This window comes from Aquamicrobium sp. NLF2-7 (genome assembly GCF_022359935.1).
Taxonomy (GTDB): domain Bacteria; phylum Pseudomonadota; class Alphaproteobacteria; order Rhizobiales; family Rhizobiaceae; genus Mesorhizobium; species Mesorhizobium lusatiense.
In genome coordinates, this window is record NZ_JAKSED010000005.1 from 151,999 (window position 1) to 166,264 (window position 14,266).

Annotated in this window: 10 protein-coding genes; 7 read left to right on the plus strand and 3 right to left on the minus strand. The window is 62.3% G+C overall.

Annotated elements, in window-relative coordinates:
- Positions 1–9 precede the first annotated feature (9 nt).
- Positions 10–1,875, minus strand: coding sequence for a hypothetical protein (locus MIC97_RS21875; RefSeq protein WP_239802041.1), 1,866 nt, complete (start codon positions 1,873–1,875; stop codon positions 10–12).
- Positions 1,876–1,968: 93 nt separating this feature from the next.
- The gene (locus tag MIC97_RS21880) at positions 1,969–3,729 is read right to left on the minus strand and encodes an SIR2 family protein (RefSeq protein WP_239802042.1); all 1,761 of its coding nucleotides are present in this window, start codon (positions 3,727–3,729) and stop codon (positions 1,969–1,971) included.
- Positions 3,730–3,990: 261 nt separating this feature from the next.
- On the opposite strand from MIC97_RS21880, the gene MIC97_RS21885 reads away from it, so the two are divergent.
- Together MIC97_RS21885 and MIC97_RS21890 are read left to right on the plus strand one after the other, a co-directional pair.
- Positions 3,991–4,896 (plus strand): site-specific integrase, encoded by a 906-nt coding sequence (locus MIC97_RS21885; RefSeq protein WP_239802043.1) that lies wholly within the window; start codon positions 3,991–3,993, stop codon positions 4,894–4,896.
- Between the two features lie 4 nt (positions 4,897–4,900).
- Positions 4,901–6,103 carry an IS91 family transposase gene (locus MIC97_RS21890; protein WP_239802044.1) on the plus strand — a complete coding sequence of 401 codons (1,203 nt, stop codon included), beginning with the start codon at positions 4,901–4,903 and terminating at the stop codon, positions 6,101–6,103.
- A 472-nt stretch (positions 6,104–6,575) separates the two neighbouring features.
- Here the strand turns inward: MIC97_RS21890 and MIC97_RS21895 are convergent, their stop codons facing one another.
- Entirely contained in the window at positions 6,576–8,447 is a 1,872-nt protein-coding gene (locus MIC97_RS21895) for a sigma-54-dependent Fis family transcriptional regulator (RefSeq protein ID WP_239802045.1), read from the minus strand.
- A gap of 294 nt (positions 8,448–8,741) precedes the next feature.
- On the opposite strand from MIC97_RS21895, the gene MIC97_RS21900 reads away from it, so the two are divergent.
- From MIC97_RS21900 to MIC97_RS21920, 5 genes are all read left to right on the plus strand, one after another.
- Positions 8,742–9,785, plus strand: a complete 1,044-nt coding sequence (locus MIC97_RS21900) for an NAD(P)-dependent alcohol dehydrogenase (protein WP_239802046.1) — start codon at positions 8,742–8,744, stop codon at positions 9,783–9,785.
- A 67-nt stretch (positions 9,786–9,852) separates the two neighbouring features.
- Positions 9,853–11,385 carry an extracellular solute-binding protein gene (locus MIC97_RS21905; protein WP_239802047.1) on the plus strand — a complete coding sequence of 511 codons (1,533 nt, stop codon included), beginning with the start codon at positions 9,853–9,855 and terminating at the stop codon, positions 11,383–11,385.
- Positions 11,386–11,460: 75 nt separating this feature from the next.
- Positions 11,461–12,336, plus strand: coding sequence for a sugar ABC transporter permease (locus MIC97_RS21910; protein WP_239802048.1), 876 nt, complete (start codon positions 11,461–11,463; stop codon positions 12,334–12,336).
- Between the two features lie 3 nt (positions 12,337–12,339).
- Complete coding sequence (locus MIC97_RS21915; RefSeq protein ID WP_239802049.1) at positions 12,340–13,182, plus strand: carbohydrate ABC transporter permease; 843 nt, start codon at positions 12,340–12,342, stop codon at positions 13,180–13,182.
- A 7-nt stretch (positions 13,183–13,189) separates the two neighbouring features.
- A complete protein-coding gene (locus MIC97_RS21920) occupies positions 13,190–14,257 on the plus strand; it encodes an ABC transporter ATP-binding protein (RefSeq protein WP_239802050.1) in 1,068 nt (355 codons plus the stop codon).
- The last annotated feature ends 9 nt before the right edge of the window (positions 14,258–14,266 follow it).

Sequence of the window (14,266 nt, forward strand, 5' to 3'; positions counted from 1 at the left end):
CGGAATTGATCAAAAGTCGCGCTCGGCCGCGCGTCGGGACAACTCGTCCAACTCGGGGCCTTGGGCGGCGCCGGTGGTGACAATCGCGTCCACCAACCTCTTGCCCTCATATGGCCAGTCCCCGCGCTCCGAGGGCAACAGCCTTTGCAGCGCCGTCACCAACGCGGCGATTCCAACAACGTCGAGATCGGCGACCTCGCAGTCGAGGTGCAGGTTGTGCCCGATCGACAGAGGCACCAGGCCCGGCATCACGGCTTGCATGACTCCCGCGAATTGTTGAGGGACGGACGACGCGAAGCGAATGAGCGCCGACGACATCTGAGGCTTCCTCAAGGTCCGCTGCTTGGGCCACACCTTGGTGATGAAGGGCATAACGAGCGCCCGCCATCGATCGTTGTCCTCGGCCCAATCGCTCACGAAACGAAGCATCGTTCGACGCACGTCGTCCCCACCGAGCACCAGTGCATCGCGCAGTTCGGCGTCGAACACGATCTGCCGGGGTCCCTCGGATGCCCACGCGCTCAAGAGGTAGCCGATCAGGTTGCTCTCTTCCCTGCCACCACGCCCCACTCGGGCGAGCATCGGAGCCTTGAGCTGGGCAACGAGATCCGGAGGAGGCACCCTGACCATCCTGGCAAAGCCGGACCAGAATGCTTCGGCATCTGGACCATCTACGATTGCTTTGGCCAAGACGCGGTCTTCGGTCCACGCGGGCTCATGGAACTGGAACCATGGAGTTCGCTGAGCGACCAGGTGAAGGGCATGTCGGGCGTGGTCGCCGGGCAAAGCCAAGACCTTGTCCAACCGTTCGAGCCACGCCGCAGGTACAGCGTGGCTGCCGTCAGGGAGCGGCAGTTCGAGCAGCGCGAGCACCAGCCTTCCGATCACGGAATTCAGGGACTCGAAGGACCAGTCGCGACCAGGCTTCTGCTTGTAACCGGAAGGATGCAGGGCGGCGGCGGCAACAACGAGATCCCATATCGCGTCGAACTCGCCGCCCTCGCCGTTCTCGAACCTCGGGCCGCGCTCGGTCAACCATTCCACGAGCGGATACCAAAGCTTTGCGATCTCGTCCGATGGAAGACTGCCGACCAATCTCACCACCACCGTATCGAGCCGCGCCGAGGTCTTCTGCTTGGCGGTCGTCCTCAAGAACGTCGACCAATAGTGCCAGGCCGTCTCGACGCCGCGCCGCATCGCACTGTGGAGCGCTAGGACCGAATGCGCCGGCCTTTCCAGGGCGTAGCCTGCGAACGGGTCCTGCTCCTTGAAGTCCCGGAAGCCTTCCTCCGGCACCTCGATGGGCAGCAGCTTATTGACAGGGACGTCGAGAATGCTTGCTGGATCGGTGTCGGTCGTTATCGACCGGACCTTCCCTACTTGTGGTTGAGCCGTGTGATCGGCCCATCGCTCCTGCCACGATGGAGCTGCTTCGAGCAACCGGGCCCGCTCCTTCGCGACGTCGAAGCCGAATGCGATGCCCTGTCGGGTGAACCAATGGATCGCGTTCAACCTGTGAACCGCGGCTCGCTCCTCCGCCTCTGTCGGCGCATGGTCGGCCAGGTAGGGGATCGGCGATCTGAGTATCCTCGCTTCGATCGCCCGCCGCCCGGTATCGGGCAGTTCGGCCCAGCGATCCCGGATCGCGAACAGGAGGTCCCGTTCATGTCGGTAGGACCAGAAGGTCTCGTCGTCCATGCCCGCGAACAAAGCTTGGGCTTGATCGATCGTCGTGAGCAACGGGCGACCGGCTGCCCATATCCGAAGACGTTCGAAGACGAGGCCATCCTGCCCATTCCAGGCTTGGACCTCCTGGGCAGCAGCAGCGGGATTCGCGGCCTCCAAGGCTTCGACCAGATGGGTGAACTTGACCACGGGACCCGTCAGACCGTATCCGCCGCCCAAACGCTCGCCATCATCAGGACGCGTGGTGTCGATGCTGAGCCATGCACCGATGTCGGTCTCCAGCTACTCGGCTTCGACCAGAAGGCTACGCCACAACGACACCGCCAATGGCAGGTGGGCATCGTCGAACTTGAAGTCCTGATGGAGATCCGCGTACTCGACGTCCAAGTTCATGAACTCGGTCGGGTCGGCATCGACCGTCATTGGCGGGGCAACGCGGAACATTCTTTCGACCTTGACCCTGGGCCTGGCGAGTTCGATCGCCTCGCGGACCAATGAAGCAGTCCAGCCACCTGCAGCTCTGTGAGCTATCTCGATCGCCGCTTGTGTCGCCTCCACCGGGGGCCTGCGCCATTGAGTGATAAGGTACCGCCAGTATGGAAGCAGCACGCTGCCGCTATCCCTTAGACGATACCGAAGCTCATGCTCCAGTTGCTGGATCAACTGCGGATGCGCCGATCGCAGGCCGGCCGCCCACCAGAGAGTAGGCGCCTCGTCCATCCGCCGCACGATGAACAGCATCAGCCTCCATGTGCGCGGAAGCGGCGACGATTCGCCGAAGATGCTTCCGACATCCTTGACGGTTGCCGATTTCACGTCGCGCGGGGTCGGTTCGAACGCGGTCCACGCGCCAGACGGAACCTTCCGCCGCTCGAAATGATCGTCCGGATCCACGGGTGGAGGCGCCTCGTCGCGATCAAGGCCGAGATGTTGGAACGGGTCGAACTCATCGCTGGTCGGGTCTCGTCGTTTGACCGGCGCCGGGTCGAGGTAGCGAACTTGCGGGTCGAGCACGTACAGCCAAGTGGAAGGCATGGGAGGATCGCTGGCGATCACCTTGTTCATCCCGACCAGGGTCGAGGCCAGGTGCGCGATGCGCCCCCTGAAGATAGGCGAACTTATTGATGGGCCGGCGCTGGCTTCCACGACCGTGCGCTGGAACCAGGCATCCGGATCGGCGGCCCGCTCTGACCACGCCATGAGGGTATCCCAGAGATTGGAGTAGTCGTCGCCGAACGCCACCGGCACGACGCCTTTCTGCAGCCACTGCTCGTTCGCGTGCTGCTCGTCGCCGTGCTGGAAGGCATAAATGTTCTCGACGGGCGATTGCTCCTCGCGAAGGGCCTCGAGGAGGTACTGGACCGGAGGGTCGTCCGCGGAATACCCGACGAAGACGATCTTGAACCGGTCCATTAGGCGGCGGATGTAATGCGTGGCCCATCCATCCGAAAGATAGGCCCTGCCGAACTCGCTGCTGGAAAGGACGACAGGTTCGGACATCGCGTCATAGTCTTCGTCCACTCGTCCGTGGATGTGGATGATACCCTCGAAGTCAGCCGGTCGCTCAGGGACCGGCAGATTGTCAGGCCCCCAGCTCGTCAGCGCAGGATTGCACGCTTCGAACAGTCGGTCGAAGTTCGTGGTGACCAGTCTGGGGCGGCCATCTGATCCACGGGAGAGGTCGATGAGCGCCTTGTGGCCATGCAGCTCCACATTGCTCTGCGGCTTCAGTACCCGCGCCACCGAGTCGCGCACATCCTGCGGGTCGAACTCCAGATCGAGCAAGGTGAACATGCGATCGACCGGGACGAATGGCTTCTCCCCGGAGGGGAGCTTTGTGTTGGCGGCGGCGTGGAGGCGCCGAGCCGGGCTTCCCGTCATTGAGCCCAGGTCATCGATCACGTCCCCAGCCAACTTCAGAAAATCCGACAGACCGGCAAAAGCGAGGGACACCCCCGCACCGCAGAAGAACAGCACTCTTCCTTCGTCCCGAGCCACCAGAAGGTCATCAGGAATATCCGGGCCGTTCTCGATGAATTTCACGAAGTTTTCTCCTGATGGTCGCAATGCCCAATCGCGGATGGGAGACTGATATCAGAACGCGCCGATCGGGATGAAGCAAGGCCGCCGGTTATGGGAGGCGGCCAAATGCTTAGCGTCGAGGAGAGCGTGGCAAACAAGCGCCCCATGCACGAACCCGCTTCGCGGGAGGGTGCCTGCGGCGCGTTTGCAGTTTCATTATAGGCTTGGGGTCGAGACGCAGCTGATCTGACCATGGAGTTCCTTCAACCAGAGGAACTCCCGATGTCCAACTCTCTGATCACTGCTCCGACCACGCCGCTCCGTCAACGCATGCAGCAGGATATGCTGATGCGCGGGCTAGGCTCGCATACCCAGCAGGACTATATCCGGCACGTTTGTCGCTTTGCTGGGTTTCTTGGCCGCGCACCCGATACTGCCACCACCGATGATGTCCGCAGTTTCCAGCTCCACCAGCATGAGCACGGCGTCAGCCCCTCCACCATCAACGGCGCGGTGTCGGCCCTGCGTTTCCTGTTCGAGGTGACGTTGAAGCGGCGGGACCTGGCCCGTGTGCTTGTGATCACCCGCTATCAACGCAAGCTGCCCGATGTGCTCAGCATCGAGGAGGCGGGGCGGCTGCTCGCGGCGGTGCCAACCATCAAGTACAAGGCTGCGCTCGGTGTCGCCTATGGCGCGGGGTTGCGCGTGTCCGAGGTCGCTCACCTCAAGGTCGATGATATCGACAGCACCCGCATGCTGATCCGGGTCGAACAGGGCAAAGGGCGCAAGGACCGCAATGCCATGCTTTCGCCTCAGCTGCTGGAGCTGCTGCGCCTGTGGTGGCGCGAGGGGAAGCGGCGGGGTGTGATGCTGCCCCATGGCTGGCTATTCCCGGGCCGCTCCTGCATCGATCCGATCTCGTCGCGGCAACTGCATCGTGCGGTGCAGGAGGCGGCGGAGGTCGCGGGCATCCGCAAGCGGGTCAGCCCGCACACCTTGCGGCACAGCTTTGCCACCCATCTGCTCGAGCAGGACGTCGATATCCGCGTCATCCAGGTTCTGCTCGGGCACAGCAAGCTCGAGACCACTGCGCTCTACACCAAGGTCTCGACCCGCACGATCCACGCGGTCGCCGGACCACTCGACCGGCTGATGGCACTGATGGCAGACAAGCCGCCGCCCTGTTGAGCTCATGCGCCCCGCTATCGAGGTCGCCGATATTTTCCGAGTGGCCGGGCCTGCCTATCGGATCGCCCATGCCAGGCATCTGAGCCTGGACCAACTCAAGGTCATGTCGGCAATCGAGACCTGTCGCACCGCGGCTCTCGGCGGCCACGTTGAGGCCTGCACGGACTGCGGGCATCAGCGCATCGCCTACAACTCCTGTCGTAACCGGCATTGTCCCCGGTGCCAGGGCGCTGCCGCGCGCACCTGGCTGCAGGCGCAAGAGGCCAACCTGCTGCCGGTCGGCTACTTCCACGTCGTCTTCACGCTGCCGGCCGAGATCGCCGACATTGCCTTCCACAACAAGGCGCTGGTCTACGACCTGCTGTTCAAGGCGGCATCGCAGACCATGCTGACGATCGCGGCCGATCCAAAACACCTGGGCGCCCGCATCGGCATCACTGCCGTGCTCCACACCTGGGGTTCGGCCATGACCCACCATCCCCATATCCATATGATCGTGCCGGGTGGCGGCATTGGGCCGGATGGTCGATGGATCTCATCGCGGCCGGCCTTCCTGCTGCCGGTGCGGGTGCTCGGCGCATTGTTCCGCCGTCTGTTCCTGACCCGGCTGCTCGAACTCCACGATGCTGGCCGGCTCGCCTTCTTCGGCAAGATGGCGGGGCTCAGCGAGCGCCGTGCCTTCCTGCGTCACCTCGCGCCAGCCCGGAAAAAGCGTTGGGTGGTTTACGCCAAGGCGCCCTTCGCCGGGCCAGAGGCGGTGCTCGCCTATCTCTCGCGCTATACCCATCGCGTCGCCATCTCGAACAGCCGCCTCGTCCAGTTCGACGGGGCCGGCGTCACCTTCCGTTACAAGAATTATCGCCGCACTGGCGCCGAACGGCAGCAGGGCATGACCCTTGCTGCGGACGAGTTCATCCGGCGCTTCCTGATCCATGTCCTGCCCCATGGCTTCCACCGCATCCGGCACTACGGTCTGCTCTCCGGCTCATCGCGCAAGGGCCGCCTCGCCCAGGCCCGTGAGTTGCTGGCGGTCGCGCCGGTATCACCGGAAGAACCGGCGGACGAAGGACCTCTCGATCAACGTCCACCATGCCCATGCTGTGGTGGCACAATGGTGATCATCCAGACCTTCGCGTCCTGGTGCCGGCCCCGCGCACCACCTGCGGCCAAGCCTTCGAACCGGGAGACCGTCCATGACCCGGCATGACCAACTTGTTCAAACGGCCGCGGCACGTCACCGGCCGATGGGATGGTTCGCGCCCAGCGTCGCAGCGACCGCCGTCATGCACGCCGATAGCGTCATCACCGTCACTGCAAATGCTCGAACGCAGCCCGGTCGACGTCTAATTGGTGGGCTCGCAACGCCATACGCCTCTGCTCTTCGCACCCACCCGACCGCACCAAAACAGCAAAACCCATAGCGCAAAGCGTGCGGACCGCGGGCTCCTGCATGGGTGGCTTTGCGACGCCAAGAGGCATCCCAAACCCTTCACCATTTCGGACATTTATTGCCCCAATGCCGGTTCCCAATAGCGGTCATCGCCAAGCGACATGTGCGCCCCAGCGGGTCTTGGCCGCACGCCTGCCATTTGTGTAAGTCCCGCAGTGAACCATGTACGAATCTGCACAGGCTGAACTGTAGATCGCCCATGACCATTTCGACGTGCGGCAGGACGATTTTAATTGAGACGTCGATGGCGCATATACTTATAAACGGTATTCCGAGAAACCCCGAGAACTTTGGCGGTGTCACTGACATTGTTGCCGTTGCTCCGCATCAGGTCGTTGATCTGACGGGTAATAAGACCGCGTAGTCCAACCGAGGCACGTTCGGGTCCGTGGGCACTTTCATGGCCCAAGGCTTGGACTACATGATCCGCATCGATCGGGTTCTCGGCCACCAGCAAGCTGAGCTGGAACAATGCTGACCGCAGCTCCCGCATATTGCCGGGCCATTCATGATGCGCCAGACGGTCCACGGCGCTCTCGGTTATCGCCAGGGTCGGGTCAAGTTCGTGCAGTATGAACCGTGTCACCTTGGCGAAGTCGCGGCGCTCCCGCAATGGCGGCAGATTGAGTTGGACTACGCCAAGCCGGTAGTAGAGGTCGGAGCGGAAACGCTTGTCGGCTATGGCGGCGGCAAGATCGACATTGGTGGCGGCGACGACCTGGACATCGACTTTTTGCGTCGCGGTGCCGCCGACCGGCCTGACTTCGAACTGATCGAGAAAACGCAGCAATGCGACCTGGCTCGGTATCGGCAGGTCGCCTATTTCGTCGAGAAACAGGGTGCCGCGGTCAGCGGCACGGGCCAGGCCGGTCGCGCCTTCCTTGCGCGCGCCGGTAAAGGCGCCTTGGGCATAGCCGAACAGTTCGGCTTCGAACAATTGTTCGGGCAGCGCGCCGCAGTTCACCGGCACGAAGGCCCCGACGCGCCCGCTGGTGGCGTGGATATGCCGCGCGATGATCTCCTTGCCGGTGCCACTCTCGCCTAGAATGAGGAATGGCGGCTTGCGGCGCACCGCCCGCTGCACCTTGACCAACTCGGCCTGCAGCGCCGGGTCGTCGGCGACAAACCCGGTCACCGCCACGGCGACTGGCTCCAGCACGGTGCTGGCCCTCGACTGGCGAGTGCGGCCTTCCGTTATCAAACGCCCGGGGGATTGCACGGCATATTGGCTGCCGAACAGGTCGCGCAGGCTTGGCGTCGGGCTATCGGCCAAATGGCTGACGGCGCTGGCGAAGCTGGTGTCGAAGATCGCCTCGAAGGCCGTGCCGGGACGAATGTTCAGTCCGGAGAGCAGGCTCCGGCCGCGCTGGTTTATCGCCTGCAGGTGACCATCGGAATCGAACGACATGAGCCCGCCGCTGACCGAATTCAGCAGCTCGAAGCGGGAGTGGAACAGCAGGACCAGATGCTCCTCCTGCTGGCGCAGGAACAGGCTGTTCTCGATATGCGTCGCCGCCATCTGCATCAGCACCAGCGTATGCGCGTTCCGGGCCCGACAATCTGAGGACGCGTCGAGTACACCGGCCAGTTCGCCGTCTGAGTGGAACACCGGAGCGGCAAAGCAGCTCACGTCGGAATGGGTGTGGAAAAAATGCTCCTCGCCATGCACGATCAAGGGCTGCCGGATGGCGGCTGCAGTGCCCATGGCGTTGGTGCCGCGCAACTCTTCCAGCCAGACCGAGCCGGGCAGGATTGCCTTGCCGGCCTTGCTGTTGCGAAACTCGCCATCCGAGACGGTTTCGAGGACGGTTCCCTGGGCGTTGCCGAAGGCAATCATGAAGTTGCTGCCGGCGATCTGCTGATACAGCGCCTGCATCTGGGACGCAGCAAAGCGATGCAGCAACGCATCCTCATCCCTCTGTTCTCGCAGTTCACGCGCCGTGAGTTGGGCATTGTGGGCGGTTCCCATCGGGTCAAGCCCGAGCTCAAGGCAGCGGTTCCAGCTATCTGAAATATGGGGCGCGATCAGGTGCGGGTTGATCGTGCCTCCATGCAGCAAGGTGATCCGTGCGCGCTTGAGGCGCTCCGAGCGTGAGAGCATCCCTTCTCCTCCAGGCTGTATCCGCCGGTCTGAGCCAGTGTGATAAAATCGAGCCTACACCACGCTCAAGATCTTGTAAAACATACGGAAATAGCTCTGTTCGAGTGTTCATTTTTTGAACAGTCGAACCGCGGTAACGCGAAATTTGAGCAATCCGGCTAGTGCCCGATCCGGTGCGAGTGGGGCAGTAAATCCTTGGCACTGAATGAAGATTTGTCTCCGGCGTGCAACTGGCACGGCGCTTGCGATGCTTGGTGCAGCTACGCAGGTCTGTTGAACACCAGGAGGTCCCTCATGAAGGCGGCAGTGCTTCATGAATTCGATGAGAAGCTCGAGAAGAGCCAGTTTGTTGTCTATGAGGATGTGCCCGATCCGCGCATCGAAGGTCCGAACGATGTGATCGTTCGCATCGGCGGAGCCGGCGTATGCCGCACCGATCTCCACATCATCGAAGGGCTGTGGAGAAACAATTCCGACGTGCAACTGCCCTATATCATGGGGCACGAGAACGCCGGCTGGATTGAGGAAATCGGGCCGGCCGTCACCGGGTTCAAAATCGGCGATCCGGTCATCTGCCACCCGCTGGTCACCAGCGGCCATTGCCTGGCCTGCAGGCGCGGCAATGACATGCATGCTGAGGAGAGCGAATTCCCGGGGGTGAATGTGAATGGCGGCTATGCCGAGTTTCTCAAGACCGGGCAGCGGTCGCTGATCAAGTTGCCCAAAACGCTGGCGCCGAAAGACGTCGCCCCCTACACCGATGCCGGCCTGACCGCCTATCGCGCCTGCAAGAAGGCAGCGGCCCATCTGCTGCCCGGCCAATATGTCGTTGTCATCGGCGTTGGCGGGCTGGGCCATATCGGCGTGCAGGTGCTGCGGGCGATGTGCGCGGCACGTATCATTGCGGTCGACCGCTCCGATGCTGCCCTGGAACTGGCCGGCAAATGCGGCGCTGATTTCACCGTGAAAGCCACTGGCGATCAGGTCGAGCAGGTACTGGCGATTACCGGCGGGCACGGCGCCGAAGCCGTCGTCGATTTTGTCGGAGAGGGCAGCGCCATCGCCGAAGGGCTGGCGATGACGCGCAATGACGGCGCTTATTACATCGTCGGCTATGGCGGGAAGCTGGAAATTCCGACCATCGACATGATCACGTCCGAGAAGCGCATCATCGGTAATCTGGTCGGGACCTATCCCGAACTGGTCGAGCTGATGGCGCTGGCTGACCAAGGTAAGGTGCTGCTGTCGACCGCAGAATACCGCCTCAAGGACGCCAATCAGGCGCTGCTCGACCTCCATCACGGCAAGGTTCATGGCCGCGGCGTGCTTATCCCATAAGCGCCGCGCCGATCCGTCACGCATCCAAACGCAACGCAGCAAAGCTGCACTCTAGGGAGAAGGAAGAATGAAGCTCGCGAGAACGGCCTGCATTGTCAGCGCCATTGCCATGGTCGCGTCGTCGACTGCGTTGGCACAAACCGACTACGCCGCCGCCTATGGTATCGATGAGGACGTGCCGGGCGTCTGCTCCTATGAAAGCATCGACGCCAAGGATTATTCAGGGCGCCAGCTCAATATAATCACCCATGCGGTGCCGGTGATCGGTGAGCCGACCGATGTTCACGCGCGCCAGTTTGAAGCGCTAACCGGGGCTAAGGTCAGCGTTGTGCATGTGCCATTTGGGGATTTGTTCCAGCGCATCCTGATCCCCTTCCAGACGGGGCAGAACGCCTATGACGTGCTGTTCTACCCCTCACTGTGGATCGGCGACCTCAATCAGTATCTGGCCGAGGTTCCGCAAGCGTATCAGGAGACGGCCGGGTTCAAGGACGTGACCCGGAACTATATCGACGTAGCCACCTGGGGCGATGCCATCGTCCAGTATCCGATGGATGGCGACCGTCATTATCTCAAGTTCCGCTCGGATATTTTCGCCAATGCCGACGCCATTGCCCGCTTCAAGGAGGCGACGGGCAAGGGTTTGGCGATTCCGACGACCTGGGAGGACTATAACGAGATCGCCCATGTGTTTTCCGGGTGGGACTGGGACGGTGACGGCAACCTGAATTACGGTTCTGCCGAAGTCACCAAGCGCGACGATCTGATGTTCTCCGCCTTTATCAGCCGGGCAGCGCCCTATGCCCGCAATCCCAATGTGAAGGGGGGCTTCTTCTTCGATCTCGAAACCATGACGCCGCAGATCAATAATCCGGGCTTCGTGAAGGGGCTCGAACTGTTCGTGGAAGCCTCGAAGGACTGGGCGCCCGGTGGCGCCAATTGGGGGCTGGGCGACGAGATCTTCTCGTTTGGCGGCGGCCAGGCACTGATGAGCTATTCATGGGACGACGCCTTCGTGCAGGCGCAGCAGGAAGACAGCCCGATCCGCAACAAGGTCGCCGCGGCGCCACTACCGGGCGCGAAGCAGGTCTGGAACCGCGATAGCGGCGCCTGGGACAGCTTCGAGGAGCCCAATCGTGCGGCCTATGTGACTTGGGGCTGGACCTCGGCGGTCTCCAACCGCTCGCAGAGCCAGGACATGGCCTTCGACTTTCTGTGCTTCTTCTCCAATGAGGCCAATACGCTGGCTGACCTGCAGGTGGGCCGCTACGGCGTGAACCCGTACCGGAACGCGCATTTCGACACCGCTCTGTGGACCGATCGCCTGGGTTGGGATGCCGAGTTGGCCAAAAGCTATGTCGAGACGCTGTCGGGCATGGATGACAGCGAAAACCGCGTGTTCGATCTGCTGGTGCCGGGGGTCAATCAGTTCATGACCGCGCTTGCCACCGGTGTTGCGGCCGCGCTGGCCGAGCAGCAAACGCCACAGGAAGCCCTCGATTCCGTCGCCGCGGAATGGACCTCCATCGTCGACCGGATCGGCGTTGACACGGTCCGCGATGCCTATGCGGGTGTCGTGGCCCTTGAGGACAACCTCTAGCGATCTCTCCTCCTGGTGGGCTCGGCCCACCAGGATTTCACTCACTGGCGCTCGACGCCCGAGAGGAACAGGCCGATGTATGGACTGACCCGTTACAAGCTTTTCTTCCTGTTGCCGGGCCTGTTGATGCTGCTGGCCATCATCCTGTTCCCGCTGCTCTTCACCATTCGCGTCAGCTTTTCGGGATGGGACGCTATTCGCCCGGGGCTCGACTGGATTGGTGGCACCAATTATGGACGCCTCTTCGTTGATGGGCGCTTCTGGCAGTCGCTGTCCCGCCTGGGCATGATGGCGGTTTCTGCCGTGGCCATCGAATATGTCCTGGGCTTCGGCCTGGCGCTGCTGGTCTGGCACCAGATCCGGTTCCGCCGCCTCGTGCGTGTGCTGTTCCTCATTCCGATGATGACGACGCCCGTGGTCATGGCGGTGATCTGGCGCACCATCTTCCACGAAAGCCTGGGGCCAGCCAATGATCTGGTCACGCTGTTCGGCTTCGCACCCGTGCAGTGGTTGACCAACGCCCAATGGGCGACCTTCGTGGTCATCCTGATCGATGTCTGGCAGTGGACGCCGTTCATGTTCCTGCTGCTGCTGGCGGGTCTGCTCTCGCTGCCCCGCGAGCCGCTCCTGGCCGCCGCCATCGACGGCGCCGGCCCGGTCCGCACCTTCTGGAACGTCACCTTCCCGGCCATGGCGCCGATCTCGGTGGGGGCCATCATCATCAGGCTGATCGAAGCTTCCAAGATCATGGAGACGGTCTATGTCATCACCTCGGGTGGCCCGGGCACGTCCACCGAAACCTCCAGCTACTATATCTTCATCCGGGGGTTGCGTGACTTCCAGATCGGCTACGCGGCCGCCCTCTCGATCACCTACCTGGTGATCATGATCGTCCTGCTGACCATCATCGCCAAGCTCTTGGCAAAAACCCTGATCAAAGCGGAGGTCTGAGCCATGGCGCGCGTCTACCCGATTTTCAAGGTCACCGTCATCGTGCTGTGGAGCGCCTTTGTGATTGCGCCATTCCTCTGGGCGCTGACCACCTCGTTCAAGACGGCCAACGGCGTCACAGGCGGCCCGACCTATATTCCGTTTGTCGATTACGAACCGTCGACGGCTGCCTGGCAGGGTCTGTTCGGCGGCGGCGGTGGCAGCATCGACATTGCCGGTCCCTTCGCCTCCTCGATGGTGGTGACCCTGTCGGCCAGCATCGTCAGCCTCGTACTCGGCACCCTCGCGGCCTATGGGCTGTCCCGGTTTTCCTACAAGACCGGCCCCATCGGCAATGGCGACCTGACCTTCTTCTTCGTGTCCCAGCGCATCATGCCGCCGGTGGTGCTCGCCATTCCGTTCTTTCTGATGCTGGGCTGGCTCGGGCTGCTCGACACGATTGCTGGCCTGGTCATCGTCTATGTGGCGCTGCTGCTGCCCATCGCCGTTTGGGTGATGGTGGATTTCTTCAACACCATCCCGCGTGAGCTGGACGAAACGGCGATGATCGACGGCTGCACGCCGTTCGAGACCTTCTGGCGGGTCATCCTGCCAAACTCGGTTCCGGGGCTCGTCGTTGCCGGCATCTTTTGCATCATCTTTGGGTGGAACGACTTCTTCTTCGCCTTCACCCTCACCTTCACCCAGACCCAGTTGCTGCCGGTGGCGATTGTCTCCCTCAACTCCTCGGTCACGCCCTGGTGGAGCTTGTCGGCCTCGGCACTGATCTCGGTTGCCCCCCTCATCGTCATTGCCTTCTTCGTCGAGCGCTATCTCGACAAGGGCAGCATTGGCGGACGCAAGTAGAGTTGCCATGACTTATGTGCTCGACAATCTAACGGTGAAACAAGGCGGCGAGATCCATCTCGATGGCCTGTCCCTGACACTGCCAAGCTCCGGCGTCGTGACCGTTATCGGGCGAACCCAGGCCGGCAAAACCACCTTGCTGAAGGTGCTGGCCGGCCTGATTGCGCCCAGTTCCGGCAGCTTGACCAGCGGGGGAGAAAATCTGCTCAAGATTCCGGCGTGGCGCCGGCGGGTCGGCATGGTCTATCAGCAATTCGTCAACTACCCTCATCTGACAGTGCGGGACAACATTACCTTCCCGCTCAAGCGCCGCGGCATGCCAAAGGCGGCCATAGAAGAGAAACTGACCTATGTGACCGAGTTGCTCGGGCTGGCGGCATTTCTCGATCGCCGCCCCGCCGAACTGTCCGGTGGCCAGCAGCAGCGCGTGGCGCTGGCGCGATCGTTGGTGAAGGACACCGAGGTCCTGCTGCTGGACGAACCGCTGGTCAATCTCGACTACAAGCTGCGCGAGCAGTTGCGGGATGAGTTCAGACGCATTTTCCATACCAGTGACAACCGTTTGGTCGTCTACGCGACCACGGAGCCCCTGGAAGCCATGATCATGCAGGGCCAGGTCGTGGTGCTGCACGAAGGCCGCGTGGTGCAGGCCGGGGACTATCGCGAAGTCTATAGTCGTCCCGCCAACACCATGGCGGCGACCATTTTCAATGATCCGCCGATGAATCTGTTCGACGCCCGCATCGGCAATGGTCAGGTGCAGTTCGGCCCCGATACCGCTCTGGCGCTGCCGGCCCATTTTGCGGCGCTTCCGTCCGGCGACTACATCGTCGGCATCCGCGCCAGCGAAGTCACTTTGGGCGATGAGGTCCCCGCCCAGGTGGCGTTGGCCGAGATCAACGGCTCCACCACGGTCCTTCACCTCGATCTGCCCTTCGGCAGTCTGGTGCTGGAACGGGACGGCGTCGATCCTCATGCCATCGGCGAGCAGGTCAGGATCAATCTTCCCACCGAGCGGTTCTTCGCTTTCGACACCAAGACCCGCAATCTCGCCGCCGCTCCCGCTGGCGATTGAAAGGAACTG